At 61.5% G+C, this 26,685-nt stretch carries 23 protein-coding genes; 14 read left to right on the forward strand and 9 right to left on the reverse strand.

Going from position 1 to position 26,685, the window contains the following annotated elements:
• Positions 1 to 129: 129 nt before the first annotated feature.
• The gene (gene flgA, locus M2395_RS21280) at positions 130 to 891 is read right to left on the reverse strand and encodes a flagellar basal body P-ring formation chaperone FlgA (protein WP_011062746.1); all 762 of its coding nucleotides are present in this window, start codon (positions 889 to 891) and stop codon (positions 130 to 132) included.
• Positions 892 to 966: 75 nt separating this feature from the next.
• Here flgA and M2395_RS21285 point away from each other — a divergent pair, with 75 nt between their 5' ends.
• From M2395_RS21285 to flgE, 6 genes are all read left to right on the forward strand, one after another.
• Positions 967 to 1,899: a chemotaxis protein CheV gene (locus tag M2395_RS21285; protein WP_011062745.1), complete on the forward strand. Its 933-nt coding sequence runs from the start codon at positions 967 to 969 to the stop codon at positions 1,897 to 1,899.
• Positions 1,900 to 1,942: 43 nt separating this feature from the next.
• Positions 1,943 to 2,770 (forward strand): protein-glutamate O-methyltransferase CheR, encoded by an 828-nt coding sequence (gene cheR / locus M2395_RS21290; protein ID WP_011062744.1) that lies wholly within the window; start codon positions 1,943 to 1,945, stop codon positions 2,768 to 2,770.
• A gap of 251 nt (positions 2,771 to 3,021) precedes the next feature.
• Positions 3,022 to 3,429 carry a flagellar basal body rod protein FlgB gene (gene flgB / locus M2395_RS21295; RefSeq protein ID WP_011062743.1) on the forward strand — a complete coding sequence of 136 codons (408 nt, stop codon included), beginning with the start codon at positions 3,022 to 3,024 and terminating at the stop codon, positions 3,427 to 3,429.
• Positions 3,430 to 3,432: 3 nt separating this feature from the next.
• A complete protein-coding gene (gene flgC, locus M2395_RS21300; protein ID WP_011062742.1) occupies positions 3,433 to 3,876 on the forward strand; it encodes a flagellar basal body rod protein FlgC in 444 nt (147 codons plus the stop codon).
• Between the two features lie 15 nt (positions 3,877 to 3,891).
• A complete protein-coding gene (gene flgD / locus M2395_RS21305) occupies positions 3,892 to 4,620 on the forward strand; it encodes a flagellar hook assembly protein FlgD (protein WP_011062741.1) in 729 nt (242 codons plus the stop codon).
• A gap of 29 nt (positions 4,621 to 4,649) precedes the next feature.
• Positions 4,650 to 5,993, forward strand: coding sequence for a flagellar hook protein FlgE (gene flgE / locus M2395_RS21310; protein WP_072450703.1), 1,344 nt, complete (start codon positions 4,650 to 4,652; stop codon positions 5,991 to 5,993).
• A 264-nt stretch (positions 5,994 to 6,257) separates the two neighbouring features.
• Here flgE and M2395_RS21315 read toward each other — a convergent pair whose 3' ends face one another.
• Positions 6,258 to 9,149 (reverse strand): ribonucleoside-diphosphate reductase subunit alpha, encoded by a 2,892-nt coding sequence (locus M2395_RS21315; RefSeq protein WP_015636664.1) that lies wholly within the window; start codon positions 9,147 to 9,149, stop codon positions 6,258 to 6,260.
• Between the two features lie 786 nt (positions 9,150 to 9,935).
• Between M2395_RS21315 and M2395_RS21320 the strand changes: the two genes are divergently transcribed.
• Positions 9,936 to 10,658: a response regulator gene (locus tag M2395_RS21320; protein ID WP_011062738.1), complete on the forward strand. Its 723-nt coding sequence runs from the start codon at positions 9,936 to 9,938 to the stop codon at positions 10,656 to 10,658.
• Complete coding sequence (locus tag M2395_RS21325; protein ID WP_011062737.1) at positions 10,655 to 12,265, forward strand: ATP-binding protein; 1,611 nt, start codon at positions 10,655 to 10,657, stop codon at positions 12,263 to 12,265. Before M2395_RS21320 ends, M2395_RS21325 begins: the two co-directional genes overlap by 4 nt.
• A gap of 13 nt (positions 12,266 to 12,278) precedes the next feature.
• On the opposite strand, the gene M2395_RS21330 is transcribed toward M2395_RS21325, so the two are convergent.
• Together M2395_RS21330 and M2395_RS21335 are read right to left on the reverse strand one after the other, a co-directional pair.
• Entirely contained in the window at positions 12,279 to 13,004 is a 726-nt protein-coding gene (locus M2395_RS21330; RefSeq protein ID WP_123431320.1) for a 4'-phosphopantetheinyl transferase, read from the reverse strand.
• A gap of 93 nt (positions 13,005 to 13,097) precedes the next feature.
• On the reverse strand, positions 13,098 to 13,889 hold the full coding sequence (locus M2395_RS21335) for a dienelactone hydrolase family protein (protein ID WP_123431319.1): 792 nt from the start codon (positions 13,887 to 13,889) through the stop codon (positions 13,098 to 13,100).
• A gap of 145 nt (positions 13,890 to 14,034) precedes the next feature.
• Between M2395_RS21335 and M2395_RS21340 the strand changes: the two genes are divergently transcribed.
• From M2395_RS21340 to M2395_RS21350, 3 genes are all read left to right on the forward strand, one after another.
• Positions 14,035 to 14,637 (forward strand): outer membrane beta-barrel protein, encoded by a 603-nt coding sequence (locus tag M2395_RS21340; RefSeq protein WP_011062734.1) that lies wholly within the window; start codon positions 14,035 to 14,037, stop codon positions 14,635 to 14,637.
• A 119-nt stretch (positions 14,638 to 14,756) separates the two neighbouring features.
• Positions 14,757 to 15,434: a response regulator gene (locus M2395_RS21345; protein WP_011062733.1), complete on the forward strand. Its 678-nt coding sequence runs from the start codon at positions 14,757 to 14,759 to the stop codon at positions 15,432 to 15,434.
• Positions 15,431 to 16,777 carry an ATP-binding protein gene (locus M2395_RS21350; protein WP_011062732.1) on the forward strand — a complete coding sequence of 449 codons (1,347 nt, stop codon included), beginning with the start codon at positions 15,431 to 15,433 and terminating at the stop codon, positions 16,775 to 16,777. Before M2395_RS21345 ends, M2395_RS21350 begins: the two co-directional genes overlap by 4 nt.
• A gap of 4 nt (positions 16,778 to 16,781) precedes the next feature.
• Here the strand turns inward: M2395_RS21350 and M2395_RS21355 are convergent, their stop codons facing one another.
• Positions 16,782 to 17,780 carry an AraC family transcriptional regulator gene (locus M2395_RS21355; protein WP_041752486.1) on the reverse strand — a complete coding sequence of 333 codons (999 nt, stop codon included), beginning with the start codon at positions 17,778 to 17,780 and terminating at the stop codon, positions 16,782 to 16,784.
• 333 nt (positions 17,781 to 18,113) lie between these two features.
• Here M2395_RS21355 and M2395_RS21360 point away from each other — a divergent pair, with 333 nt between their 5' ends.
• Entirely contained in the window at positions 18,114 to 19,445 is a 1,332-nt protein-coding gene (locus M2395_RS21360; RefSeq protein ID WP_011062730.1) for a dicarboxylate/amino acid:cation symporter, read from the forward strand.
• Positions 19,446 to 19,592: 147 nt separating this feature from the next.
• Entirely contained in the window at positions 19,593 to 20,774 is a 1,182-nt protein-coding gene (locus M2395_RS21365) for a CaiB/BaiF CoA-transferase family protein (RefSeq protein ID WP_123431318.1), read from the forward strand.
• A 33-nt stretch (positions 20,775 to 20,807) separates the two neighbouring features.
• On the opposite strand, the gene M2395_RS21370 is transcribed toward M2395_RS21365, so the two are convergent.
• Together M2395_RS21370 and M2395_RS21375 are read right to left on the reverse strand one after the other, a co-directional pair.
• Positions 20,808 to 21,302 (reverse strand): SprT family zinc-dependent metalloprotease, encoded by a 495-nt coding sequence (locus tag M2395_RS21370; RefSeq protein ID WP_011062728.1) that lies wholly within the window; start codon positions 21,300 to 21,302, stop codon positions 20,808 to 20,810.
• A 151-nt stretch (positions 21,303 to 21,453) separates the two neighbouring features.
• Complete coding sequence (locus tag M2395_RS21375; RefSeq protein ID WP_011062727.1) at positions 21,454 to 22,056, reverse strand: Yip1 family protein; 603 nt, start codon at positions 22,054 to 22,056, stop codon at positions 21,454 to 21,456.
• A gap of 291 nt (positions 22,057 to 22,347) precedes the next feature.
• Here M2395_RS21375 and ttcA point away from each other — a divergent pair, with 291 nt between their 5' ends.
• Positions 22,348 to 23,172 carry a tRNA 2-thiocytidine(32) synthetase TtcA gene (gene ttcA, locus M2395_RS21380; protein ID WP_019094595.1) on the forward strand — a complete coding sequence of 275 codons (825 nt, stop codon included), beginning with the start codon at positions 22,348 to 22,350 and terminating at the stop codon, positions 23,170 to 23,172.
• A 44-nt stretch (positions 23,173 to 23,216) separates the two neighbouring features.
• On the opposite strand, the gene M2395_RS21385 is transcribed toward ttcA, so the two are convergent.
• Both M2395_RS21385 and arnT read right to left on the reverse strand, forming a co-directional pair.
• Complete coding sequence (locus tag M2395_RS21385) at positions 23,217 to 24,752, reverse strand: glycosyltransferase family 39 protein (RefSeq protein ID WP_123431317.1); 1,536 nt, start codon at positions 24,750 to 24,752, stop codon at positions 23,217 to 23,219.
• A 113-nt stretch (positions 24,753 to 24,865) separates the two neighbouring features.
• Positions 24,866 to 26,617, reverse strand: coding sequence for a lipid IV(A) 4-amino-4-deoxy-L-arabinosyltransferase (arnT, locus tag M2395_RS21390; RefSeq protein WP_123431316.1), 1,752 nt, complete (start codon positions 26,615 to 26,617; stop codon positions 24,866 to 24,868).
• Positions 26,618 to 26,685: the final 68 nt, after the last annotated feature.

Genomic DNA, 26,685 nt, shown 5'->3' on the forward strand with positions numbered 1-26,685 from the left:
TTGGACGCTTGCCATGTTTTCGGCCATACCCTGAAAAACTTTAGGCTCGATTGTCGACAAACCAGGTCAGGTATCTGCGACCCTTTATCGGCCACAGTTTAGGGAACGCACGGGTTGAGCGCCAGCTATCTACATGGCCACTTCCACTTGCCCTGGCGCCGTGATGCGGGCCTTGATCACCCGTTGCGAATTGAGATTCTTGACCCGGATCTGTTCGCTCATGCCGCCGTTGGACAGCGCCTCGCCCGGCATCCGTACATTCAACGTGCCGCTGCGTGCCGATATCACCACTTGATCGCCCTTGCGCACGACTTCCGCCTGCTCCAGATGGGCCAGGGTAACGAGCTGGTCGGCGACCATTGGTCGGACAAGTTTCTGACCAATGGCTTGGTCCACTGAGGTGAGGTAGCCCTGATTGTTCTGGCTGATGTCCCGTTCGCGCAGCACCACGTCTTCCGGTTCGATGATGCCGGCGCGCTTGAGCGGGCGTGCAGTGGTGACCACCTCGCGAAACAGCTTGACCTGCGCCGGCACGAATACCGTCCATGGCGAGGCGCCTTCGCAGCGCACTTTGACGGTGACCCGCCCCAGCGGTTGGGCCGGGCTTTCCAGGTTGGCTGTCAATTCCTTGTCGCAATTGGGCATGCGCATGCGCGGGTCCAGCTGGTTGACCTGGATTTCATAGCGACCTTCCGTTTGACTGGTGGCCAGGTAGTCTTCTACCGTGAATTCAAGAAACCCTTGAGTGACGCCGATAAGAAGATCAGGCAGGGTGACCGAATCAGCAACGGCAGGGTTGCCGGGGTTTAAAATGCACAGAGCCGACAGCCCGCACAGCAAAGTGCGGTAGCGGGATGTCAGGCGTCGGAAAAATGTCGTTTTGGCGTTCATAACAGTTAAAAAGCAAGCGCCGTGCCGTTTAGCAATGAGCGTGCGTCGGATCTTAAAGCTTTGGGGAGTCTGGGCATGGCTGGTGTAATGGATTCGGTGAACCAGCGCACGCAATTGGTTGGGCAGAATCGACTAGAGTTGTTGCTGTTCCGTCTGGACGGTGGGCAGCTCTACGGGATCAACGTATTCAAGGTTCGCGAGGTGCTGCAATGCCCTAAGCTGACCCTGATGCCCAAATCCAGTCCTGTGGTGTGCGGTGTCGCGAATATACGAGGGGCAACCATTCCGATCCTGGATCTGGCAATGGCTACGGGTTCTGGTGGCCTGCAGGACCAGAGCAATCCGTTCGTCATCATCACTGAGTACAACACCAAGACCCAGGGTTTCCTGGTGCGCTCGGTGGAGCGCATCGTCAACATGAACTGGGAAGAGATCCATCCGCCGCCCAAGGGGACCGGACGCGATCACTACCTGACGGCGGTCACTCGGGTGGACAACCAGTTGGTGGAAATCATCGACGTGGAGAAGATCCTGGCGGAAGTCGCGCCGACCTCGGAGGCGATCTCGGCAGGAGTGGTGGATGTCGAAACCCAGCACAAGGCTGTTTCCCTGCGGGTGCTGACCGTCGATGACTCGTCGGTGGCACGCAAGCAGGTCACCCGTTGCCTGCAAACCGTAGGTGTCGAGGTAGTGGCATTGAATGATGGCCGGCAAGCGCTGGATTACTTGCGCAAACTGGTGGACGAGGGCAAGAAGCCGGAAGAGGAATTCCTCATGATGATTTCCGACATCGAGATGCCCGAAATGGACGGTTACACCCTCACGGCCGAGATACGTAATGATCCACGCATGCAAAAGCTGCATATCATCCTGCATACTTCGTTGTCAGGGGTGTTCAATCAGGCGATGGTGAAGAAGGTCGGTGCCGATGACTTCCTTGCCAAGTTCCGCCCTGATGACCTGGCATCCCGGGTAGTCGACCGGATCAAAGCAGCAGATCACAGCTAAGGGCACTCGCCCTGGCGGACATAAGATTTAAGAGGCGGCAGCATTGTCTACGGGTAATTTGGATTTTGAACAGTTCCGGGTCTTCCTGGAAAAAGCCTGTGGTATTTTGCTCGGGGAAAATAAGCAATATCTAGTCTCGAGCCGTCTCAACAAACTGATGGAGCAGCAAGGGATAAAAACCTTGGGTGAGCTGGTCCAGCGGATTCAGACCCAGCCCCGCAGTGGTTTGCGCGAGATGGTCGTGGATGCCATGACGACCAACGAAACCTTGTGGTTTCGCGACACCTACCCATTCGAGGTGTTGAAGAACAAGGTGCTTCCCGAAGCCATCAAGGCCAGCCCCAACCAACGCTTGCGCATCTGGTCGGCGGCCTGTTCGTCGGGGCAGGAGCCCTACTCGCTGTCGATGTCCATCGATGAGTTCGAGCGTAGCAACATGGGGCAGTTGAAGATGGGGGTGCAGATCGTTGCCACTGATCTGTCCGGGACCATGCTCAACAACTGCAAGACCGGTGAATATGACAGCCTGGCAATTGGGCGTGGCCTGTCGGCCGAGCGCCTGCAGCGCTACTTCGACCCCAAGGGGCCGGGGCGCTGGGTGGTCAAGGCGCCGATCAAGAGCCGCGTGGAGTTCCGCTCGTTCAACCTGCTGGACAGCTACGCCAGTCTCGGCAAGTTCGACATCGTGTTCTGTCGCAATGTGTTGATCTACTTCTCGGCGGAGGTCAAGAAGGACATCCTGATGCGCATTCACAGCACCCTGAAGCCTGGCGGCTACCTGTTCCTGGGGGCTTCCGAAGCCCTCAATGGGCTGCCGGATCATTACCAGATGGTGCAATGCAGTCCGGGCATCATCTACCAGGCCAAGTAGCCAGCAGATCGTCGTACCGAAAAAGGAGGCCATTGGGCCTCCTTTTTTGTGCCTGCAATTATCTGACGCGCCGGCTGAAAGCGGCAGGGTGGTTGCCGCTTTGCCGGTGTTTCGCGGAAATCCGTTGCCGCTTTTCTGGCATTGCCGCCTTGCCGTCGCCGGCAAACCCTTGAAATACGGGGTTTGATGACTTGGCACGCAGCTTGCTATATCCGAGTTACGAAAAATCAGGTCACCCAAAGGTTTCCGCCATGAGCATCAGCTTCGATAAAGCGCTCGGTATCCACGAACAGGCCCTTGGCTTTCGCGCCAAGCGTGCCGAAGTTCTGGCCAACAACATCGCCAACGCCGATACCCCGAACTACAAGGCTCGGGACCTGGACTTCTCTGCCGTGCTTGCCGAGCAGAATCAGAAGGCCCAGAACGGTACCTTCGCGTTGAACATGACCAACAACCGGCATATCGAAGCCCAGGGCTTGAGCAGTGGTGATGAATCGCTGCTGTATCGCACCCCGATGCAACCTTCGATCGACCAGAACACCGTGGACGCCCAGCTGGAGCAATCGAGCTACGCGCAGAACTCGGTGGATTTCCAGGCCAGCTTCACGCTGCTCAACAGCAAATTCAAAGGGCTGGTAGCAGCCCTGCGCGGAGAGTAATCCATGTCCCTCGCCAGTGTTTTCAATATTGCCGGTAGTGGCATGAGCGCCCAGACCACCCGTCTGAACACCGTCGCCAGTAACATCGCCAACGCCGAGAGCGTCTCGTCGAGCATCGACCAGACCTACCGCGCTCGTCACCCGGTGTTTGCCACCATGTTCCAGGGTGCGCAAAGCGGCGGCAGCGACTCGCTGTTCCAGAACCAGGACGCTGCCGGCCAGGGCGTGCAGGTACTGGGTGTGGTCGAAGACCAGAGCAACCTCGAAGCTCGTTACGAGCCGAACCATCCCGCCGCTGATGCCAAGGGTTATGTCTACTACCCCAACGTCAACGTGGTGGAAGAAATGGCCGACATGATTTCTGCCAGCCGTTCGTTCCAGACCAACGCTGAAATGATGAACACCGCCAAAACCATGATGCAGAAGGTCCTGACCCTGGGTCAGTGATAAGGGGCGAAGACCATGAGCGTTACTGATACCACCAACGCCCCATCCCTCAAGGATATCCTGGCGAATTCGTCGAAAACGACGAGCAATACCAGCGCCGACGGCCTGGCCGCGGCGACCAACAGCGCCACCGGCAAACAGAGCCTGGGCAAGGACGCATTCCTCAAGCTGCTGGTAACCCAGCTGAACAACCAGAACCCGCTGGATCCGCAGGACAACAGTGCTTTCGTTGCCCAGTTGGCGCAGTTCTCCACCCTGGAAGGCATCACCACCCTCAACTCCTCGGTGAATGCGATCACGGGTAACTACAAGTCTTCCCAGGCCTTGCAGGCTTCGTCCCTGGTGGGGCGCTCGGTCATCGTGCAGACCGGCACTACCCAGGTCGACACCAGCAAGAGCATGACCGGCTCGGTCACCGTGCCATCCAGCGTGAACTCGGTCACCGTGACCGTCACCGACAAGGACGGCAATACCGTCAAGACCATCGACATGGGCAGCCAGAAGGCCGGCAACGCCAGCTTTGTCTGGGATGGCACCAAGACTGACGGCACCAAGGCGGATCCGGGCAACTACACCTTCAAGGCCAGCACCACCATCGATGGCAAGGGCACTGATCTGATCACCTACCTGCCGGCCACGGTCAATAGCGTGACCATCAGCCAGACCGGCGGCGAGTTGATGTTGAACCTCGCCGGCATGAGCAGCCCGATTGCCCTGTCCAAAGTACAAACCATTGGTATCTAGAGCCGACTAACCGGCACAAGGAGTGGAATATGTCTTTCAATATCGGCCTTAGCGGTCTCTACGCTGCCAACAAACAGCTGGACGTTACCGGCAACAACATCGCCAACGTCGCTACCACCGGCTTCAAATCCTCCCGTGCGGAGTTCGCCGACGTCTATTCGGCCACCAAGCTGGGCAGCGGCACCCAGGTGATTGGTAACGGTGTGCGCCTGGCCAACGTTTCCCAGCAGTTCACCAACGGTGATATCAACAACACCGGTAATGTGCTGGACATGGGCATCCAGGGCCAGGGCTTCTTCGTGCTGAGTACCAACGGCTCCCTGACCTACACCCGTGCCGGTACCTTCAAGACCGACAAGGAAGGCTACATCACCAACAGTGACGGCACTGCCCGCCTGCAAGGTTATGCGGTCGATGCCAACGGCAAGATCATCAACGGTGTGCTGACCGACCTGCGGATCGATACTTCGAACCTGGCGCCAAAGCCAACCGACTCGATCTCCTCGACGATCAACCTGAACTCCGATTCGACGCCGATCGATGTGGGTGCGACCACTCCGGCCTATGTGTTCAATCCGACCGACAACACCACCTACACCAAGCAGTTCAGCACGCCTGTGTATGACACCCAGGGCAACAAGCACGTCATGGATCAGTACATGATCAAGACGCCGAACGCCAATGAGTGGCAAACCTACACGCTGATTGATGGTCGCAACCCGGACGGTACTGCATTCACCATGGCCAACCAGTCGCCGATCACCATGAAGTTCGACTCGTCGGGCAAGCTCAGCAGCATGACCCCGCCAGCTGCGCCTGGGACCACGCCGTATACCATTACCGGTAACAGCATTGTCATGTCGGCTGCGGCCTGGACCCCGGGTACCGTCACTAACGGCGTGTTCACTCCCAATGGCGCCAAGGCTGCACCTAACGGTGTCAGCATCGACATGACCAAAACCGGTTCGGTGTTTGGCGAAAGCACCCGCTCGGTGATCGCGCAGAACGGCTACTCCACTGGCCAGATCAGCAGCCTGACCATCGATGGCACCGGTGTGATGCTGGCCAACTTCAGCAACGAGCAGACCAAGCCGATCGGTCAGATCTCCCTGGCCAGCTTCACCAACGAGCAGGGCCTGCAGCCGGTAGGTGGCACTCAGTGGAAAGAGACCTACTCGTCCGGTATTCCTGGTTATGACGCACCGAAGACCGGCACCCTGGGAGCGATCCAGTCCAACTCCCTGGAAGAGTCCAACGTCAACCTGACCAACGAACTGGTAAACCTGATCAAGGCCCAGAGCAACTATCAGGCGAACGCCAAGACCATCTCCACCCAGAGCACCATCATGCAGACCATCATCCAGATGACCTGATGCTGGTTGGCTGAAACGCTTTACGAAAAGCCCCTCCTCGAGGGGCTTTTTTGTGCCTGTTCGATAGTGCTGTTCGCTCTGCAAGAACCGCTGCCGCAGGGGCTGGCTTGCCAGCGAAGGCGCTCTCGGTGCAGTGCAAGGCTTCGGGCCTCTTCGCTGGCAGGCAGGCTCCTGCAGCTTTGTTGCGGGCAAAAGAAAACCCCCGATAAACCGGAGGTCTATCGGGGGTTGGGGCAGGTGCCCGCAGGCACCTGTCGGCTCAGCTTATTGGCAAGCTTCGCAATCCGGCTCGTCGATGGCGCAAGCCTTAGGTACAGGAGCTGGACCGGCTGGAGCCGCGAGGACCGAGTCGTCACCGTGGTTGCCGCCGCTGGAAACAGCGTTCAGCTTGCCGGTGTTGATGGTGGACTTCTCGGTGCTGGTGGCGGCCAGGGCGCGGAGGTAGTAGGTGGTTTTCAGGCCACGGTACCAAGCCATGCGGTAGGTCACGTCCAGCTTCTTGCCCGAAGCGCCGGCGATGTACAGGTTCAGCGACTGAGCCTGGTCGATCCACTTCTGGCGACGGCTGGCGGCGTCGACGATCCACTTGGTTTCCACTTCGAAGGCAGTCGCGTAGAGCTCCTTGAGCTCCTGCGGGATGCGCTCGATCTGCTGTACCGAACCGTCGTAGTACTTCAGGTCGTTGATCATGACCGAGTCCCACAGACCGCGAGCCTTCAGGTCGCGAACCAGGTACGGGTTGATCACGGTGAATTCGCCCGACAGGTTGGATTTCACATAGAGGTTCTGATAGGTCGGTTCGATCGACTGCGACACGCCGGTGATGTTGGCGATGGTGGCGGTCGGTGCGATGGCCATGATGTTGGAGTTACGAATGCCTTTCTGTACACGGGCGCGAACCGGTGCCCAGTCCAGGGATTCGTTGAGGTCCACATCGATGTACTTCTGGCCACGGGCTTCGATCAGGATCTGTTGCGAATCCAGCGGCAGGATGCCCTTGGACCACAGCGAACCCTGGAAGGTCTCGTAGGCGCCGCGCTCGTCGGCCAGGTCGCAGGAAGCCTGGATTGCGTAGTAGCTGACCGCTTCCATGGACTTGTCGGCGAACTCGACGGCTGCATCGGAGCCGTAGGCGATGTGCTGCAGGTACAGCGCATCCTGGAAGCCCATGATGCCCAGTCCGACCGGACGGTGCTTGAAGTTGGAGTTCTTCGCCTGTGGCACCGAGTAGTAGTTGATGTCGATCACGTTGTCGAGCATGCGCACGGCAGTGTTCACGGTGCGTTGCAGCTTGGCGGTATCCAGCTTGCCGTCGACGATGTGGTTCGGCAGGTTGATCGAGCCCAGGTTGCAGACTGCGATCTCGTCCTTGTTGGTGTTCAGGGTGATCTCGGTGCACAGGTTCGAGCTGTGGACCACGCCCACGTGCTGCTGCGGGCTGCGCAGGTTGCACGGGTCCTTGAAGGTCAGCCATGGGTGGCCGGTCTCGAAGAGCATGGACAGCATCTTGCGCCACAGGTCTTTGGCCTGGACGGTCTTGAACAGCTTGATCTTGTTGTACTCGGTCAGGGCTTCGTAGTACTCGTAGCGCTCTTCGAAGGCCTTGCCGGTCAGGTCGTGCAGATCAGGCACTTCCGATGGCGAGAACAGGGTCCACTTGCCGTCGTCGAAGACGCGCTTCATGAACAGGTCGGGGATCCAGTTGGCGGTGTTCATGTCGTGGGTACGACGGCGGTCATCACCGGTGTTCTTGCGCAGCTCGATGAACTCTTCGATGTCCATGTGCCAGGTTTCCAGGTAGGCACAGACAGCGCCCTTGCGCTTGCCACCCTGGTTCACGGCTACCGCGGTGTCGTTGACCACTTTCAGGAAGGGCACGACGCCCTGGGACTTGCCGTTGGTGCCCTTGATGTAGGAGCCCAGTGCACGTACCGGAGTCCAGTCGTTGCCCAGGCCGCCGGCGAATTTCGACAGCATGGCGTTGTCGTGGATGGCGCCGTAGATGCCTGACAGGTCGTCCGGAACGGTGGTCAGGTAGCAGCTCGACAGCTGTGGACGCAGGGTGCCGGCGTTGAACAGGGTCGGGGTCGAAGCCATGTAGTCGAAGGACGACAACAGGTTGTAGAACTCGATGGCGCGGTCTTCACGTTGTTTCTCTTCGATTGCCAGGCCCATGGCCACGCGCATGAAGAAGATCTGTGGCAGTTCGAAACGCACGCCATCCTTGTGGATGAAGTAGCGGTCGTACAGGGTCTGCAGGCCCAGGTAGGTGAACTGCTGGTCGCGCTCGTGGTTGATCGCCTTGCCGAGTTTTTCCAGATCGAACTCGGCCAGTACCGGGTTCAGCAATTCGAACTCGATACCCTTGGCGACGTAAGCCGGCAGCGCCTTGGCGTACAGGTCGGCCATTTCGTGGTGGGTGGCGCTTTCGGCTACTTCGAGGAAGCCCAAGCCTTCGGCACGCAGGGTGTCCATCAGCAGGCGGGCAGTCACGAACGAGTAGTTCGGCTCGCGCTCGACCAGGGTGCGGGCAGTCATCACCAGAGCGGTGTTGACGTCTTTGAGTGCCACGCCGTCGTAGAGGTTCTTCAGAGTTTCGCGCTGGATCAGGTCGCCGTCGACTTCTTCCAGGCCTTCGCAGGCTTCGCTGACGATAGTGTTCAGGCGGCCCATGTCCAGGGGCGCGAAGCTGCCATCGGTGCGGGTGATGCGGATCGAAGGGTGGGCTTGTACCGGCTCTTCGCTGGTGGAGCGGGTGGCCCGTTCCTTGGCGCGGGAGTCACGGTAGATCACGTAGTCGCGGGCGACTTTCTGCTCGCCGGCGCGCATCAGGGCCAGTTCTACCTGGTCCTGGATCTCTTCGATGTGGATGGTGCCGCCCGAAGGCATGCGACGCTTGAAGGTTGCGGTGACCTGTTCGGTCAGGCGCGCCACGGTGTCGTGGATTCGCGACGAGGCAGCGGCGGTGCCGCCTTCAACTGCGAGGAACGCTTTGGTGATCGCGACGGTGATCTTGTCATCGGTATAAGGAACGACAGTGCCGTTACGCTTGATCACGCGCAATTGGCCAGGTGCGGTAGCAGACAGATCCTGAGTGGAATCGGCGGCCTGCGGCGCATTGGCCTGCGAGTTCTCGCGAGTTGTGTCGGTTTGCATGGGTGTCTCCACGTTCTCTATGTTTGTTTGGGCACCGTTTGGGTGCCCACCGTTCCGTCCTGAAGCACTACAGCCGGCATAGGCCGGGCATAACGACTTCGGGACAGTTCAGGAAGGGGGCTATAGGCGCCGCTTCCATGCCGAAGTCATGGGTGCCGAGCCGGGGCTCGGCACCTTATTCCTGGTGGGTGACAGTCTTGTTGCTGCAACACCCGTACCGCTTTCTCCTGGACAGGGTGGAAAACGATGCCATCCGCACGCGCGGTCTTGGTCTTCTGAAACAGCGATTGGTTCCACCAAACGGGGCAAGAAAAGGGCTTGAGTTTCTTGGCTGAATTGTGTTTGGTTTTTTGCGCAAAACCCTAGATATAGGGATTTTTAGCCGCCGGGCTACAAGATAATGCGTTTGGGGGGCTGATTGCAACGTACTGCCTGTGGATAAGGTTGTGCGTAAATTGTGTATGGACTGGGTAAAACTCACGCAGCCCGCAGTCCCAGTGGATGGAACCGTTTGTCACTGTTTTTTACCGTCGAAAATTGCCTTGGGCGGATTTTTGCGGGCGCGAACCCTATCACAAAAAAACGCCCTGACCGAGTCGTTTTAGCCGCTTGTGTCGGCGCCTGTGCCGGTTGCTACAATCGGCAGCGATCGACCGGGGTTTCCCGGCCTTTCCCATGGCAAACCAGCCACCTTTCCCAGAGCGTGTTATCCGCCTTTTTCATGACAGAAAGACGGGGGCTTTCCTGCTCAAGGTGGACTGGCAATAGAACAAGAAGAGGTCGTGCGTGGAACAGGAAGCCTGGCAGGTACTGATTGTCGAGGATGACCAGCGTCTGGCTGAGTTGACCCGTGAATATCTCGAAAGCAATGGCCTGCAGGTGGCGATCGAGGGCAACGGTGCCCGGGCCGCGGCCAGGATCATTGCCGAGCAGCCGGATCTGGTGATCCTCGACCTGATGCTGCCCGGTGAAGACGGCCTGAGCATCTGCCGCAAGGTTCGGGATCGTTATGACGGAGTGATCCTCATGCTCACCGCCCGTACCGATGACATGGACCAGATCATGGGCCTGGACCTGGGTGCCGACGACTATGTCTGCAAGCCGGTGCGCCCGCGGTTGCTGCTGGCGCGCATCCAGGCCCTGCTGCGCCGTAGCGAAGCGCCGGAGCCGGCGGTGGAGAAAACCCGCCGCCTGCAGTTCGGCCCGCTGGTGGTGGACAATGCCCTGCGCGAGGCCTGGCTGAGCGATGCCGGGATCGAATTGACCAGTGCCGAGTTCGACCTGCTGTGGCTGCTGGTGGCCAATGCCGGGCGGATCCTGTCCCGGGAAGAAATCTTCACCGCCCTGCGCGGCATCGGCTATGACGGCCAGGACCGCTCCATCGATGTGCGGATCTCGCGCATCCGCCCGAAGATCGGTGACGATCCGGAGCACCCGCGGCTGATCAAGACCATTCGCAGCAAGGGTTACCTGTTCGTCCCCGAAGCTGCCGCCGACATGCGCTCGTGAACTCGATCTTCCTGCGGATCTACGGCGGTATGTGCGCCGCGCTGATCCTCGTGGCGTTGCTTGGAGTCCTGGCCCTGCATCTGTTGAACCAGGTGCGCAGCGAGCAGTACCGCGAGCGGCTGGCCCACGGCACTTTTTCGCTGATGGCGGACAACCTGCAGCCGATGAGCGAGATCGAGCGTCGCCGGGCGCTGGCGGTGTGGGAGCGCTTGCTGGGCATTCCCCTGAGTCTCAAGACCTTCAGCCAGACCGACCTGGACAGTAGCCAGCGCGGTCGGGTGCTGCGCGGCCAGGCGCTGGTGGAGCAGACCGGCCCCTTCGCCGCCCGGGTCTATCGCCTGGTCAGCGAGAAGGAACAGCTGCTGCTCAGTGCCGAGGTCCAGCAGATCAGCGAGCAGTTGGCCCGGGCCACTATCTACCTGCTGGCGGATGAGCTGGTGCGTTATCCGGTGGCAGAGCAACCCCAGCGCCTGGCTGCACTCAAGGAAGCCAAGGGGTTTGGCTTCGATATGCAGTTGTCGACTCTGGACGCCGCCGACATGGACGAGGATCAGCGGCGCCGGGTGGCCGAGGGCGACACGGTGATGGCCCTGGGCAAGGGTGGCGATTCGATCCGGGTCTTCGCCGGCCTGGTGGGCACGCCCTGGGTGCTGGAGATCGGCCCGCTGTATCAGATGAATCCCTATCCGCCGCAATGGCTGGTGCTGATTGCCGTGCTGGGCCTGAGCCTGATCGGCCTGATCGTCTATCTATTGGTGCGCCAGCTGGAGCGGCGCCTCAGCGGCCTGGAGTCGGCGGCCACGCGAATCGCCAAGGGCAGCCTGGAAACCCGCGTGCCGGCCCGTGGCGCGGACTCGGTGGGGCGCCTGGCGGCGGCCTTCAATGGCATGGCCGAGCACTTGCAGCGCCTGCTGGCGATTCAGCGCGAGCTGGTACGTGCGGTGTCCCATGAGTTGCGCACACCCGTGGCGCGGCTGCGTTTCGGCCTGGAGATGATTGCTTCGGCGAGCACCGATCAGGCCCGGCAGAAGTACCTGGACGGCATGGACAACGACATTCAGGACCTCGACCGGCTGGTGGACGAAATGCTGACCTACGCCCGTCTGGAGCAGGGCTCGCCGGCCCTGAATTTCCAGCGTATCGACCTGGATGCGCTGATCAACCAGGTGATCAGCGAACTGGCGCCGTTGCGGGCCAATCTCAAGGTCCGGCGTGGCCTGTGCCTGTCTGCCGCCGAGTGTGACGGTGCGTGGGTCGAGGCCGAGCCGCGCTACCTGCACCGGGCCTTGCAGAACCTGGTGGGCAACGCCATGCGCCATGCCGAGTCCCAGGTGACGGTCAGCTATCAGGTAGGGCAGTTGCGCTGCCGGGTGGATGTGGAAGATGACGGTCCCGGCGTGCCGGAGCATGCCTGGGAAAAGATCTTCACCCCATTCCTGCGCCTGGATGACAGCCGCACCCGGGCTTCCGGCGGGCATGGGCTGGGGCTGTCGATTGTGCGGCGGATCATCCATTGGCACGAGGGCCGTGCCCTGATCAGCAAGAGCAAGAACCTGGGCGGTGCCTGCTTCAGCCTGAGCTGGCCACGGCATCAGGAACCCCGCTGAGGGCGGCCCCGGTTCAGGCCTTGATGGCCACCAGGCTCAGCAGGTGATCGTCTTGCACGGCGAACTGCCCTTGCAGTTCGCGGCCGTGCTGCCATTCCTCGGACAGATCGGTCAGCAGGCGCATCCGCACCGGCCCTTCGGCAGACCATTCCAGGACTTCGGCGTGTTCGAAATAGAAGCGTTTGTGCACCAGCGGGTACAGGGCCTTGAACAGGCTTTCCTTGATCGAGAAGGTCAGGGTTACCGCCAGTGCATGCAGCTCGGCCGGCAACTGGTCGCGGCGCTGCAGTTCGGCCGGGGTCAGGATCTGCTCCGCCAGTTTGGCCGCACGTTCTGCACTGAGCAGGTGTTCCAGGTCCATTCCCAGGCCACGCCAGTGTCGTTTGTCGGCGACGATGGCCGCGGCGCGTCCGCTGCTGTGGGTGATCGAACCGCAGATGTGTTCGGGCCAGATTGGCGCTCGGTCATCGCCAATGGGCGGTACCCAGTCCAGTCGTTGCAGTTGCTGCAAGGCGGCTCGGGCACACAGGCGTCCAGCGAGAAATTCGGCCTGACGCTTGGCCACCGAACGCTGGATGCTCGGCGGTGCCTCAATGCCGCTGCGCTGAAAATCATCCGCGGCAAGTTGCCCGGGATCGAACCGGGTACTTAGCCAGAGGGCTTGGGGCAGGACGTTCGGCAGCGGCCAGGCAGCGTCCAGAGGGGTGCAGCAAGCGGGGAGGGGGGGGAGAGCATTCATGGCCGCTAGTGTGCCGGGTTGCTGCGTTTGAGGGTAGTCGGGTGAAGCGCAAAGGGTTGCCGCAGCGCACTGACCGCAACCCAGGTACGGCGGCTAGCCAAACAGTTTTTTGAAGAATGCCTGCATGTCGGCCCAGGAACGCTCATCGGCGGCCTTGTTGTAGCCGATGTCCGGCCCGCCGTGTTCGCCATGGCTCAGGCGGTCGGCATCGGGATTGCTGAAGCCATGCTTGGCTCCCTCCAGGCTGACGAAGCGGTAGTCGGCGCCGGCCTTGTCCATTTCCGTTTTGAAGGTGGTGACGTTGTCCGCCGTCACCATGCTGTCCTGGGCCCCATGTTCCACCAGGATCTTGGCCTTGACGCTGCCGGGGGTAGCCGGTGTGGCGGTGGCCAGGGCACCGTGGAAACTCACCACGCCGGCCAGGGGCAGGCCCTGGCGCGCGGCGTCCAGGACAATCTTGCCGCCAAAGCAGTAGCCGATGGCGGCGAGTTTCTGCGGATCGGTCTGCGGTTGCTGTCTCAACAGCTCAAGGCCGGCGTTGAAACGTGCACTGGCAGCGGCACTGTCCTTCAGCGCGGCCTGCATGAAGGCCATGGCGTCCGCCGGGTGTTCGGTGTGCTTGCCCTGGCCGTACATGTCGATGGCCAGGGCACTGTAGCCAAGGGCGGCAAGGTCCCGGGCCCGGCGCTTGGCGTAGTCGTTGAGGCCCCACCATTCATGCACCACCACGATGCCCGGGCGCGGGCCCTGTAGGGCGTCGTCGTAGGCGTAGTAGCCGATCAACTGAGTGCCGTCGGTACTGCGATAGGGAATTTCCTGAGTCTTGATGGCGGCCTGGCTGAGGCCGCCGAGGGTTAACAGGACCAATGCGACGAGCATGCGCATGAGGGGAACTCCAGTTGAAAAGGTGTCAGCACAGCCTAGTCGATCTGGTTCAGGCGAGGTTAAGGGTGTGTTCAGGGGGAGTTCAGGGCGGGCTGTTTACTCTAGCCCCGTACCCAAAAAGCCAATAGCGCAAAGGAAACTTCCTATGACTTCATTGAAAAAACTGTTCCTGGCCTTTACCGTCTTCGGCGCCAGCGCCGCTGCCCAAGCCGCTGACAGCAACTTCGTTGGGTTGTCCTTCGGCCAGACCAGCGACAAGATCAACAAGTCCAGCCAGCTCAACAGCAACCTGGGCCATCCGAACGCCGATGGCGTGATCGGCAAGGACAACACCTGGGGTGTACGCGCCGGTCAACAGAATGACCAGGGTCGCTACTACGCTACCTACGATTATGTGTCTGGCTCCCACAACGGCATTAAACTGCGCCAGCAGAACCTGCTGGGCAGCTACGATATGTTCCTGCCGGTGACCAGCAGCACCAAACTCTTTGGCGGCGGCACGGCCGGCCTGACCAAGCTGACTCAGGAGTCTCCGGGCTTCAGCCGTGACAGCGACATTGGTTACGCGGTGGGCGTACAGGCCGGCGTCCTGCAACAGGTTTCACAGAACACCTCGGTGGAGCTCGGCTACCGTTACCTGCGCAGCAATGCCGGGACCGAGATGAGCGAGCGCGGTGGCAGCAAGCAGGGTTCGCTGAGCCTTACCAGCAGCGCCCAGACCTACCTGTCGGCCAACTACGCTTTCTGATAAGCGGCCTGGCCTGGACCGCGCCGGATCGTGCCTTGGGCACGGTCCGGCGTTGGCGCATTAATCATCAGGGCGCAGGGGCGCCCCTGGAGATGTCGAATTTTGCCTGGGAGAGCGTTATGAAGTTGCTGGTCGTCGAAGATGAGGCGCTGTTGCGTCATCATTTGCAAACCCGCCTCACCGACAGCGGTCATGTCGTCGAGTCCGTGGCCAACGCCGAGGAGGCGCTGTATCAGACCGAGCAGTTCAACCACGATCTGGCGGTGATCGACCTGGGCCTGCCCGGCATGGGCGGGCTGGACCTGATCCGCCAGTTGCGCAACCGTGGCAAGACGTTCCCGATCCTCATCCTCACGGCCCGTGGCAACTGGCAGGACAAGGTCGAGGGCCTGGCGGCCGGTGCGGACGACTATGTGGTCAAGCCATTCCAGTTCGAAGAGCTGGATGCGCGCCTGAATGCGCTGCTGCGGCGCTCCAGTGGCTTTACCCAGTCCACCATCATTGCCGGGCCGCTGCTGCTGGACCTGAATCGCAAGCAGGCCTCCCTGGATGAGCAGCCCCTGGCCCTGACGGCCTATGAGTACCGGATTCTCGAATACCTGATGCGTCATCATCAGCAAGTGGTGGCCAAGGACCGGCTCATGGAGCAGTTGTACCCGGACGACGACGAGCGCGATCCGAATGTCATCGAAGTGCTGGTGGGCCGCTTGCGGCGCAAGCTTGAGGGGCCGTCGGGCTTCAAGCCGATCGATACGGTGCGTGGCCTGGGCTACCTGTTCAACGAGCGTTGCCGATGATTCGATCGCTGCGCCTGCGCCTGATGCTGGCCGCCACGACCCTGGCGGTGCTGTTCATGCTGGCCCTGCTGCCAGCCATGCAGGGGGCGTTCAGCCTGGCGTTGCAGGACTCTATCGAGCAGCGCCTGGCTTCCGATGTCACCACCCTGATCAGTGCGGCGCGGATCGAGAACAACCGCCTGCAGATGCCGGCGCAATTGCCCGACGAGCGCTTCAACCTCGCCGACAGCCGCCTGCTGGGCTACATCTACGATCGCGAAGGGCACCTGGTCTGGCGCTCGCGAGCGACCCAGGAAGAGAACATCAACTACCGGCCGCGGTACGACGGGCGTGGCAATGAGTTCGCCAGGATCCGTGAAGCCAACGGCCAGGAGTTCTTTGTCTACGACGTCGAGATCAAGCTGCTGGGGGGCAAGAGCGCGGCCTTCAGTATCGTCGCGCTGCAGCCGGTGCGTGAGTACCAGCAAACCCTGGAAGGCGTTCGGGAAAACCTCTACCTGGGGTTCGGCGCGGCCTTGCTGGTGCTCCTGGCACTGCTCTGGCTCGGCCTGACCTGGGGTTTGCAAGCCTTGCGACGCTTGAGCCAGGAGCTGGACCAGATCGAAAGCGGCACCCGCCAGAGCCTCAGTGAGGAGCACCCGCGCGAGCTGTTGCGCCTGACGGGCTCGTTGAACCGCCTGCTGCAAAGCGAGCGTGAGCAGCGCAGCCGCTATCGTGACTCCCTGGATGACCTGGCCCACAGCCTGAAAACCCCGTTGACGGTGTTGCAGGGCGTGAGCGAGGACATGGCGCAACGCCCCCAGGATCGTGAGCAGGCCTGGGTGCTGCAGGCGCAGATCGAGCGCATGAGCCAGCAGATCAGTTACCAGTTGCAGCGCGCCAGCCTGCGCAAGAGCGGCCTGGTGCGCCACCAGGTGCGGCTGCGGCCGGTGCTGCAAAGCCTCTGCGACACCCTGGACAAGGTCTATCGCGACAAGCAGGTACGGGTGTCCTTCGACTTGCCGGAACGCTGCTACCTGCCGATCGAGCACGGCGCTTTGCTGGAGTTGCTCGGCAACCTGTTGGAGAACGCTTATCGCCTGTGCCTGAGCTCAGTGCGCATCAGCGTGCGCGAGACCCTGGAAGGCTCCGAGTTGTGTGTGGAAGACGACGGCCCCGGCGTGCCACCCGATCAGCGGGCGCGGATTCTGCAGCGCGGTGAGCGCCTGGATCGCCAGCACCCGGGGCAGGGCATCGGCCTGGCGGTGGTCAAGGACATCATCGAGAGCTACGGCGCGCAACTGACCCTGGGGGATTCGGCCCTGGGGGGGGCGGCCTTCCGGATTCACTTTCCGGCCCTGTAGGGGGCTACTGTTCCCGGGCGCGGTAGGCGCCCGGGGTCAGGCCGGTCCATTTCTTGAACGCCCGGTGAAAGGCCGAGGGCTCGGAAAAACCCAGTTGTTCGGCGATCTGTTGCAATGACAGGTCGGCCCGGCCGAGGTGGTAGATGGCAATGTCGCGGCGCAGCTCATCCTTCAGCTCCTGAAAGCTCGAACCTTCTTCGCGTAGATGCCGGCGCAGGGTCTGCGGGCTGACGTGCAGGTGCTGGGCGACGCTTTCCAGGTCGGGCCAGTGCTCGCGGTCGCGACTGAGCAGGCGGCGCAGCTGGCTGCTGAGGCTGTCGCCTTCATCCGGGCGCGACAACAGGTCGGCGGGAGAGCGTTCGAGGAAGTGCTTGAGGGTGCGTTCGTCCTGCAGCAGCGGCATGCCCAGGTAGCGACTGTGGAACAGCAGGCTGCTGCGCTCCTGGGTGAATTGCAGCGGGCAAGGGAAAAGCAGGTCGTATTCCGCGCCGTGATCGGGCTTGGGGTAGCTGAAGCAGGCCTGCTCCAGGCGGATGCGCTGGCCGATCAACCAACTGCCGAGGCGATGCCAGATCACCAGCAGGCTCTCGCTGAGAAAGTGCTCGGGATCCCATAGCTCGGAATCATCCAGGCTCAGCCGGGCCATTTCTCCTTCACGCGTCAGACTCAGACGCGGGGCTTCCGGAAACAGGCTATAAAATAATAAGCCGCGATTGAGTGCTTTTTCCAAGGTACGGCAGTGGATCAGCGCGTGGCACATCATGGCGAAGGTCCCGCGCTTGCTGGGGCCATGGCCGAACCCGAGGTACTCGTCATCCAGCTCCAGCCACAGTTGCTGCAATAGACGGGTGAATTGCTCGGGGGCGATACGGGCCTTGGGTTGGTTCAGCAGTTCGGGGCTGATGCCCAACTGATGCAGCAGGGGCGCGTAGTCATAGCCGTGCCGGCGTGCTCCGCCCAAGGCGGCACGGGCAAAGTGGCTGGCGATGGTGCGTTCGCGCATGCAGGCAGGTCCGTCCATTGAGTGGCGGATCTTAGCCAGCCCCCAGGAAGGGAACAAGGCGGATATCCGCCAAATTGTAGGACGAGAGAGGGTGAGTGGGCGGAAATCCGCCAGCTTCAGCCTGCGCAACGGATGCAAGGATCAGCCCGCACCCCTGATGTCTAAAGGCCTGCAAGGCTTTTTCACAAGGTGGCACGGGCTTTGCGATAGAGCCGGAAGATCTGCCAGCACGCAGCTCGACACAACAAATCCCTCCAGCGCAGGAGGGTTCGCACTTTAGGCACCGCATGCATCGACGGAAAGTGCATGCCGGGGCTCTTGAGGAAACTTGCAATGACGACTCGTCAGCCACTGTACAAATCCCTGTATTTCCAGGTGATCGTTGCCATCGCCATCGGCATCCTGCTCGGCCACTTCTACCCTCAGACCGGTGTGGCTCTCAAGCCCCTGGGTGACGGCTTCATCAAACTGATCAAGATGGTCATCGCTCCGATCATTTTCTGTACCGTGGTGAGTGGTATCGCCGGTATGCAGAACATGAAGTCGGTGGGCAAGACCGGCGGCTATGCGCTGCTGTACTTCGAAATCGTCTCCACCATCGCCCTGCTGATCGGCCTGATCGTGGTCAACGTGGTGCAGCCGGGGGCCGGCATGCACATCGACGCTTCGACCCTGGACGCCTCGAAAGTTGCAGCCTACGTGACTGCCGGTAATGACCAGAGCATCGTCGGGTTCATCCTCAACATCATCCCGGCCACCATCGTCGGCGCCTTCGCCAATGGCGATATCCTGCAGGTGCTGATGTTCTCCGTGGTGTTCGGTTTCGCCCTGCATCGCCTGGGCGCCTACGGCAAGCCGGTGCTGGATTTCATCGACCGTTTCGCCCATGTGATGTTCAACATCATCAACATGATCATGAAGCTCGCGCCCCTGGGTGCGCTGGGCGCCATGGCGTTCACCATTGGTGCCTACGGTGTGGGTTCCCTGGTGCAACTGGGTCAACTGATGATCTGCTTCTACATCACCTGCGTGGTGTTCGTGCTGGTGGTCCTGGGGGCAATCTGCCGCGCCCACGGCTTCAGCGTGATCAAGCTGATCCGCTACATCCGTGAAGAACTGCTGATCGTGCTGGGAACTTCCTCCTCGGAATCGGCCCTGCCGCGCATGCTGATCAAGATGGAACGCCTGGGCGCCAAGAAGTCGGTGGTCGGCCTGGTGATCCCTACCGGTTATTCGTTCAACCTCGACGGTACTTCGATCTACCTGACCATGGCTGCGGTGTTCATTGCCCAGGCCACTGATACCCACATGGACATCACTCACCAGATCACCCTGCTGCTGGTGCTGCTGCTGTCTTCCAAAGGCGCTGCCGGTGTGACGGGCAGTGGCTTCATCGTCCTGGCCGCGACCCTGTCGGCCGTGGGTCACCTGCCGGTGGCCGGCCTGGCGCTGATCCTGGGTATCGACCGCTTCATGTCCGAAGCTCGCGCCCTGACCAACCTGGTGGGCAACGCCGTGGCTACCGTAGTGGTTGCCAAGTGGGTCAAGGAGCTGGACGAAGACAAGCTGCAATCCGAGCTGGCTTCCGGTGGCCGGCCGATTACCGACACCCGTGAAACCGATGACCTGGGTGTGGCCGAAGGCCCGGCACCGAGCATCAAGTAAGCCTTGAGCTATATAAGGAACCCGCTTCGGCGGGTTTTTTATTGCCTGGCGATTGAGCGCAACGGTCAGCCCGGCTGACTGTTGCGGTGATTGTTGCGGGCGTCGCGGCTGCCTACTCTGTGGGCTGCCGATCAAGAGGAGAGGGCTATGCAAGGGCCGTTGGCGTCACTCAAGGTACTGGATTTCTCCACCCTGCTGCCGGGGCCCTTCGCCTCGTTGCTGCTGGCGGACATGGGCGCCGAGGTCCTGCGCATCGAGTCGCCGACCCGCATGGATCTGTTGCGGGTGTTGCCGCCCCACGATGCCGGGGTTTCCGCCAGCCACGCTTATCTCAACCGCAACAAGCGCAGCCTGGCCCTGGACCTCAAGCGTCCCGAAGCGCTGGAGGTGGTGCGGCAACTGGTGCAGGACTACGACATTGTTCTCGAACAGTTCCGCCCGGGCGTGATGGAGCGCCTGGGGCTGGGTTACCAGGCCTTGAAGGCGATCAACCCGCGACTGATCTACGTCTCCATTACCGGCTATGGCCAGACCGGCCCCTACCGGGACCGCGCCGGGCATGACATCAACTACCTGGCCCTGGCCGGGCTGGCCAGCCAGACCGGCCGCCGCGATCAGGGACCATTACCCCTGGGCATCCAGGCCGCGGATATCGCGGGGGGCTCGCTGCATGGGGTGATCGGCCTGTTGGCGGCGGTGATCGCGCGCCAGCACAGCGGCCAGGGACAGTACCTGGACGTGAGCATGACCGACTGCGTGTTCAGCCTGAACGCCATGGCCGGTGCCGGCTACCTGGCCTGTGGGGTCGAGCCCGGAATGGAGCAGCAGATGCTCAATGGTGGCAGCTTTTATGACTACTACCGCAGCCGGGACGGGCGCTGGCTGTCGGTGGGCAGTCTGGAGCCGGTATTCATGCAGCAGTTGTGTCAGGCCCTGGGCCGCCCGGAACTGGCGGCCCAGGGCCTGTCTCCCTTGCCCGAACAGCAACAGGCACTGAAGCAGGCCTTGCAGGTCGAATTCGAGAAACACGATTTCGCCGAGTTGTGCCAGCTGTTCGCTGGTTTCGATGCCTGCGTCGAGCCGGTGCTGAGCCTGGGCGAGGCCCTGGAACATCCGCAGTTGCAGGCCAGGCAACTGGTCAGCCAGGTGCCCCGTGAAGACGGCAGCCGGCAGGCGCAGATGGCCTGCCCGTTGAAGTTTTCCGAGGGGCTGCCAGAGCCTCGGCATATTGGCGCCAGGTTGGGGGCGCATTCCGATCAGGTGCTGGAGGAACTGGGCTACAGCGCCGAGCGCATCGAGGCACTGCGGCGCGAGCGGGTCATCGCGTAGCTGCGGGTTTGCCGAGGCAGTGCTTTAAAACTGTCACTCGACCCTGGTTTCCCCGCTGTAGACCAGGGTTTGCCGACAACGCCGGCACAGATAGCGACGCCCCTGGGCCACCAGTTTGTGGCGTTGGGCGGAGAACGGGAAATCGCTCTCGGCGCAGGGGCAGCGGTAGATATAGCGGGTCACGCTACGACGCTTGACGTCGTAGGTATGACAACGATTGGGCGGCAGTTCGTACACCCCGCGCATGATCAGTTGCCACTCTTCACCGTGGGGCTGGATACGTTCGCCAAACAGTTGGTGGGCGATCAGGTGTGCCACTTCGTGGGCCACGGTCTGCTTGAGGAAGTCCTCGGTGTTTTCCCGGTACAGCTGCGGGTTGAAGCGCAGCAGGTTCTCGTGCAAATGGGCGACACCGGCTTTCTGGCCACGCAACTTGAGGCTGACCACCGGGCGTTTGAAAGGACGTTTGAAAAAGGATTCAGCGAGTTGGAAACAATCTTCGACGCGGGTATTGAGTTGCTCGGGCATGCTTAACGGCTCTCCAGAGGGAGTGAGTATGCCGCAAACAGGGGGGATTCCGAATCGCCCAGGCGCCGAATGGTCATCCACCCCGCGCCCACAAGAAGGCCGCCTTGCGGCGGCCTGTGCTGGCAGACAGAGGATTATTATTGGTGCGGCGTCAGTTGGTGTACACGGGGCCGACGCCCAGGCCCCAGACAATCACGGTGAAGGCCATGATCGCGACCAGTACCACCAGGCCTACTGCCAGCACTGAGCTGGAAAACAGGAACCCCTCGTCCGACGGGATATTCATGAAGGTCGGCAGCCCGACATACAGCAGGTAGACCGTGTAGCAGATGGCGGCAGTGCCGACGATCATGCCCAGCCACATGTGCGGGTACAGCGCCGCCAGGCCACCGACGAACAGCGGTGTGGCGGTGTAGGTGGCAAAGGCCACGCAACGTGCCAGGCTCGGGCTGGCGTCATAGGTCCGGGCCATCCAGTGGATGAACGCGCCCATCACCGCCACGCCGCCAAGCATGGCCAGGTACGACATGATGGTCATCCACAGGGCGCTTTCCATGGTCAACATCACCGGCGCGCGATTGCCGATGACCCAGCCGACCTGGGTGGTGCCGATAAAAGCCGAAATGGCGGGGATTGCCGCGAGGATCAGCGTATGGGTGAGGTACATGTGGCTGATGCTTTCCTCGGCATCGCCACGGATGTCTCGCCATTCCTGATCGGGGTGGGTGAAGAGTCCTACGACATGATGAATCATGGTCAGTCACTCCTTTATTGTTGCCATCGCCCCCCAACGGAGCGCTTACAGCCAAGTGGCACAGTCAGTATAGGTCTATATGTGCATGCGACCTTATGTCGCAGTATAGGGAGGAGTTTTCCGCAGATGTGCGCACCTTTAGAGCAAATTGCGCTGTAAACCCCCGGGCTAATCGCTGCTGCATCTGTCATTGCAGCCCCGGCACCGCTGCTCTGCGGCGCTTTCACGGGGCTGGGGTTTTTGCGTAAAATGTCCGGCTTTTCGTCACATACCTCGCGGATTTCAAGAGCCATGGGCACTCTTACGGTCAACCAGAACAAACTGCAGAAACGTCTTCGCCGCCAGGCGGGCGAAGCGGTCGCCGATTTCAACATGATCGAAGAGGGCGACAAGGTCATGGTCTGCCTGTCCGGCGGCAAGGACAGCTACACCATGCTCGACGTGCTGCTGCACCTGCAGAAGGTGGCGCCGATCAAGTTCGAGATCGTCGCGGTGAACATGGACCAGAAACAGCCAGGCTTTCCCGAGCACGTGCTGCCGGCCTACCTCAAGGAGCTGGGGATCGAGTACCACATTGTCGAGAAGGACACCTATTCGGTGGTCAAGGAGCTGATCCCGGAAGGCAAGACCACCTGCTCGCTATGCTCGCGCCTGCGTCGCGGCACCCTGTACACCTTCGCCGACGAAATCGGCGCCACCAAGATGGCCTTGGGTCACCACCGCGACGATATCGTCGAGACCTTCTTCCTCAACATGTTCTACAACGGTTCGCTCAAGGCCATGCCGCCCAAGCTGCTGGCCGATGACGGGCGCAACGTGGTAATCCGCCCGCTGGCCTATTGCAGCGAGAAGGACATCCAGGCCTATTCCGACCTCAAGCAGTTCCCGATCATCCCGTGCAACCTCTGCGGTTCCCAGGAGAACCTGCAACGCCAGGTGGTCAAGGAGATGCTTCAGGAATGGGAGCGCAAGACTCCAGGGCGTACCGAAAGCATCTTCCGCGGCCTGCAGAACGTGATCCCCTCGCAACTGGCGGACCGCAATCTGTTCGACTTCGCCAGCCTGCGCATCGACGACAGCGCCGCGCCGCGTTTCGTCAATGTGGTGAACCTCTGATCCGATCCTGGTGAATCCGTGCTGCGCTTGCGCAGCACGGTCATTCAGCTCCCCGGCATGCGGGGAATGAAGGCCACGCTGCCTTGCGCCGGTTTCTTGGCCAGGCGCTCACCGTTGGTCGGGGTGGTGCGGACCAGTTGATGATCCTCGCCCAGATACCCCAGCATCAGCGGCTCATCGTGCTTCTGCTGGACGAAGATCAGGGTGCGCTGCGGGTCCCAGTGCTGGCCACTGGTCTTGTCCAGCCAGGCCATGAAGTCCGCGCTGCTGCCGTTGCGCGGGAAGTCCGCGGTTTCTGCCACGTAGTAGAAGGGTGCGCCCTGGTTCTGCAGGTACATCGGCAGTTTGTTATCGATTTCCACCATGACCATCCGCCATTGATTCCAGGGAGCGATCCGGCTCGCGGCAGCCCGGGTATCGGCGCTGAACTGCATCACCCCCCCGCCGCTGTTGCTCCAAGGGTAGGCAACCCCCAGCACCAGCAGCATGACCAGGGCCGCCCAGGAGAAGCCGAGGGGCCAGCCACGGGAAACGGGTTTGCCGGCGGCCTGGCGTAGCTGCAGCCGACGGTTGAGCCACCAGGCACCGAGCAACTGAGCGAAGGGCACCAGGGGCAGAACGTAATAGCTGCGCCGGCTGCCACTGGCGGTGAAGAACAGGAACAGCAGCCCCAGGGCCCACACCAGCCAGCGTTCATTGGGTTGCAACTGGCGCCAGTGCCGGGCCGCCAGCCATAGGCCGAGGATCCAGCAGGGCGCCCAGGGCAAGGTATAGGCCGGCAGGTAGATCAGGTAGGTGTAGATCGGCCCGACATGGTCGAAGGGGTTGAAGAAACGCACCACATTCTCGCGAAACACCAGGCTCAGGCCGCTTTCCCCGTAGCTGGGAGCGCCGTACAGGTGCGAGAGAACGAAGGGCACCATGTAGAACAGCGCGGCGATGCTCAAGGCCAGTAACAGGCGCAGGTTCAGGTGGCGTTTCCAGCGCCCCTGGCTCAGCAGGTGTGGCAACAGGATCAGCCCCGGCAGGACGAAGCCGATCAGCCCCTTGAGCAGCGAGGTCGCCGCCAGTATCAGGAAGAACACCGTATAGCGGCCCATGCGGGTATCTTCCGGGCCGCGCCAGTACCACCACACTGCAGCCAATACGCCACAGACGGTCAGGATGTCGGCCGTGGCCACCCGCGCCCAGAAGGCGAAATAGAAGGTGGTGGCCAGCATCCAGCCGGCGATCAGCCCAGTGCCTTTGTGGAACAGCCGCTCGCCGATCAGGTAAACCAGCCAGATGCTCAGCCATGCGGCGATCACCGAGGACAGGCGCAGCGACCAGTGCCCCAGGCCCCCCATCAGCCAGGCGCTGGCGGTAATCAGCCAGTAGGAGGGCAGGGGCTTGTCGTAGTAGGGAGCGCCCTTGAGGTAAGGGTCGAAATAGTCGCCACTCTGCAACATCTGCAAGGCGATGTTGGCCCAGCGGGTCTCCGGCCCCCAGAGTTCACGGGAGCCCAGGCCCAGCAGCAGGATCAAGGCAGACACGCCGAGCAGCAGGGCCAGGGCCCCGCGTTCGCTGCGAAACAGATTCATAGATGGATTTCCAGAGCGGCGGTGGGAAAAGTCGCAGCCATCCAGGGCATCGAAGCGTGAAGAAAAGCCAGCGCCAACCGTGGTCGGCGCTGTCGTTACAAGGGTACCCAGGGTCAGGGTTGGCTTTGTGGCAGGATCAGGACCAGCATATTGCCTTCCTCATAGCGCTTGCCTCCGGGCGGCAGCAGCGCCACTTCCTCGCTTTCCACCACGTCCTTGACCCGCATCACCACACCCACCGAACCCTGTTTGCGGGCCTCGCTGACCCACTGCCCGACCTCGGCCATGCTTACCTTGCGCTGCGCCGAATCAGCATAAGCCAGGCCATATTTCAATTCGCCCTCGGTGTTGTACAGCGTCACCTCCGGGCGTTGCAGGCGCCAGGCCAGGGCCGAGGCGGCGCCCAGGTCATTGCTCAGCAGCGTCTTGGTCTGCCTGAGCTCCTCGATATGTTCCTTGATGAACTGGTCCGGCATCTGGTTATGCACGATGAACCCCGGCATGCCCGCCGGCAGCAGGGCCACCAGCAACCAGATGCCCAGGGCCGGGGCCGCCCAGTACTGCAGCGGACGGGCGGCCGGCAGCAGGTTGGCGATGATCCAGCCCATCAGCATGATGAACACCAGGGACAGGCTGAGCATCTCGTTGTGGCCGTAGACCGGCCGGGTGAGCTGGATGTACAGCAGGGCCACCATGGCCGCCACGCCGATCAGCAGGTTGAGCAGGCTGTTGATGCGGATGCTCCGGCCCTGGCTGGCGTTGATACGGTCGATCAGGGCGCTGCCCATGAGCACGGCCAGCGGCAGCAGGCACGGCATGATGTAGGTTGGCAGCTTGCCGCGGCTCAGGCTGAAGAACGCCAGGGGCAGCAGGAACCACAGCAGCAGGAATCCGGTCGGAGCCTGGCGCTTGTCTTTCCAGGCTTGCATGAATGTGCCCGGCAACAGGGCTGCCCAGGGCAGGCTGGAGGCCACCAGCAGCGGCAGGTAGAACCACCAGGGGCGGGTATGTTGGGCGTTGTCGGCGGCGAAGCGGCGAATGTGCTCGTGCCAGAAGAAGAAGCGCCAGAAGTCGGGCTCGTGGGCGTGAATGCTCAGTACCCAGGGCAGGCTGATGCCGATCGCTACCAGCACGGCCACCAGCCCGTAGCGCAGCAGTTCGCCCAGACGGCGTTTCCAGATCATGTAGGGCAGGGCGATGAGTACCGGCAACAGCCAGGCCAGGAAACCCTTGGTCATGAAGCCCATGCCACAGGCGACGCCCAGCCCGGCCCATGCCAGCAGGCGTTCGCGGGTGGTTCGGCCGTCCAGGGCGAACCACAGGGCTACCAGACTCAGGTTGACCCACAAGGTGAACTGCGGATCAAGGTTGGAGTATCCGGCTTGGCCGGCAATCAGGCCGAAGCTCATATAAAGCAGGGCGGCGGCGAAGCTCTTGCGCGGGTCGTTCCACATGCGGCGGGTGATCAGGTAGGCCAGCAGTACGCTCAGGCCGGTGCTCAGGGCCGAGGCAATGCGCACGCCGAACAGGTTGTCGCCAAAGACCGCCTGGCCGATGGCGATCAACCAATAGCCGGCGATGGGCTTCTCGAAGTAGCGGATGCCCATGAAGTGTGGCGCCACCCAGTCGCCACTGAGCAGCATTTCCTGGCTGATCTGGGCGTAGCGGGTCTCGTCGGGAATCCACAGGCCGTGGCTGGTCAGAGGTAGCAGGTAGAACAGGCCGAAGGCCACGAGCAACAGAGGAAGTGCCCAGCGCTGGAGAGTGCTGGTTGTACTTGCGCCGAGGGTAAAGCCGGACGGCGGGGCGCTTGTTCCATAAGCGGGGGGCGGCGAAGTGCGGTGCATTTGTATCCTCGAAGTCATTGGCCGATAGCGATTTCGTTATTTGCTGGGGGTTGCTGACAAAGCGTCAATTTTGTCGACCTGCTGGC

The sequence above is a fragment of the Pseudomonas sp. BIGb0176 genome, assembly GCF_024810175.1.
Lineage (GTDB): Bacteria > Pseudomonadota > Gammaproteobacteria > Pseudomonadales > Pseudomonadaceae > Aquipseudomonas > Aquipseudomonas protegens.

Excerpts from the sequence above, each read along its gene's own strand:
- flgA (WP_011062746.1), bottom strand. The coding sequence starts at position 891 with ATGAACGCCAAAACGACATTTTTCCGACGCCTGACATCCCGCTACCGC.
- M2395_RS21285 (WP_011062745.1), top strand. The coding sequence starts at position 967 with ATGGCTGGTGTAATGGATTCGGTGAACCAGCGCACGCAATTGGTTGGG.
- flgB (WP_011062743.1), top strand. The coding sequence starts at position 3,022 with ATGAGCATCAGCTTCGATAAAGCGCTCGGTATCCACGAACAGGCCCTT.
- flgC (WP_011062742.1), top strand. The coding sequence starts at position 3,433 with ATGTCCCTCGCCAGTGTTTTCAATATTGCCGGTAGTGGCATGAGCGCC.
- flgD (WP_011062741.1), top strand. The coding sequence starts at position 3,892 with ATGAGCGTTACTGATACCACCAACGCCCCATCCCTCAAGGATATCCTG.
- flgE (WP_072450703.1), top strand. The coding sequence starts at position 4,650 with ATGTCTTTCAATATCGGCCTTAGCGGTCTCTACGCTGCCAACAAACAG.
- M2395_RS21315 (WP_015636664.1), bottom strand. The coding sequence starts at position 9,149 with ATGCAAACCGACACAACTCGCGAGAACTCGCAGGCCAATGCGCCGCAG.
- M2395_RS21330 (WP_123431320.1), bottom strand. The coding sequence starts at position 13,004 with ATGAATGCTCTCCCCCCCCTCCCCGCTTGCTGCACCCCTCTGGACGCT.
- M2395_RS21335 (WP_123431319.1), bottom strand. The coding sequence starts at position 13,889 with ATGCGCATGCTCGTCGCATTGGTCCTGTTAACCCTCGGCGGCCTCAGC.
- M2395_RS21340 (WP_011062734.1), top strand. The coding sequence starts at position 14,035 with ATGACTTCATTGAAAAAACTGTTCCTGGCCTTTACCGTCTTCGGCGCC.
- M2395_RS21345 (WP_011062733.1), top strand. The coding sequence starts at position 14,757 with ATGAAGTTGCTGGTCGTCGAAGATGAGGCGCTGTTGCGTCATCATTTG.
- M2395_RS21350 (WP_011062732.1), top strand. The coding sequence starts at position 15,431 with ATGATTCGATCGCTGCGCCTGCGCCTGATGCTGGCCGCCACGACCCTG.
- M2395_RS21355 (WP_041752486.1), bottom strand. The coding sequence starts at position 17,780 with ATGCGCGAACGCACCATCGCCAGCCACTTTGCCCGTGCCGCCTTGGGC.
- M2395_RS21360 (WP_011062730.1), top strand. The coding sequence starts at position 18,114 with ATGACGACTCGTCAGCCACTGTACAAATCCCTGTATTTCCAGGTGATC.
- M2395_RS21365 (WP_123431318.1), top strand. The coding sequence starts at position 19,593 with ATGCAAGGGCCGTTGGCGTCACTCAAGGTACTGGATTTCTCCACCCTG.
- M2395_RS21370 (WP_011062728.1), bottom strand. The coding sequence starts at position 21,302 with ATGCCCGAGCAACTCAATACCCGCGTCGAAGATTGTTTCCAACTCGCT.
- M2395_RS21375 (WP_011062727.1), bottom strand. The coding sequence starts at position 22,056 with ATGATTCATCATGTCGTAGGACTCTTCACCCACCCCGATCAGGAATGG.
- ttcA (WP_019094595.1), top strand. The coding sequence starts at position 22,348 with ATGGGCACTCTTACGGTCAACCAGAACAAACTGCAGAAACGTCTTCGC.
- M2395_RS21385 (WP_123431317.1), bottom strand. The coding sequence starts at position 24,752 with ATGAATCTGTTTCGCAGCGAACGCGGGGCCCTGGCCCTGCTGCTCGGC.
- arnT (WP_123431316.1), bottom strand. The coding sequence starts at position 26,617 with ATGACTTCGAGGATACAAATGCACCGCACTTCGCCGCCCCCCGCTTAT.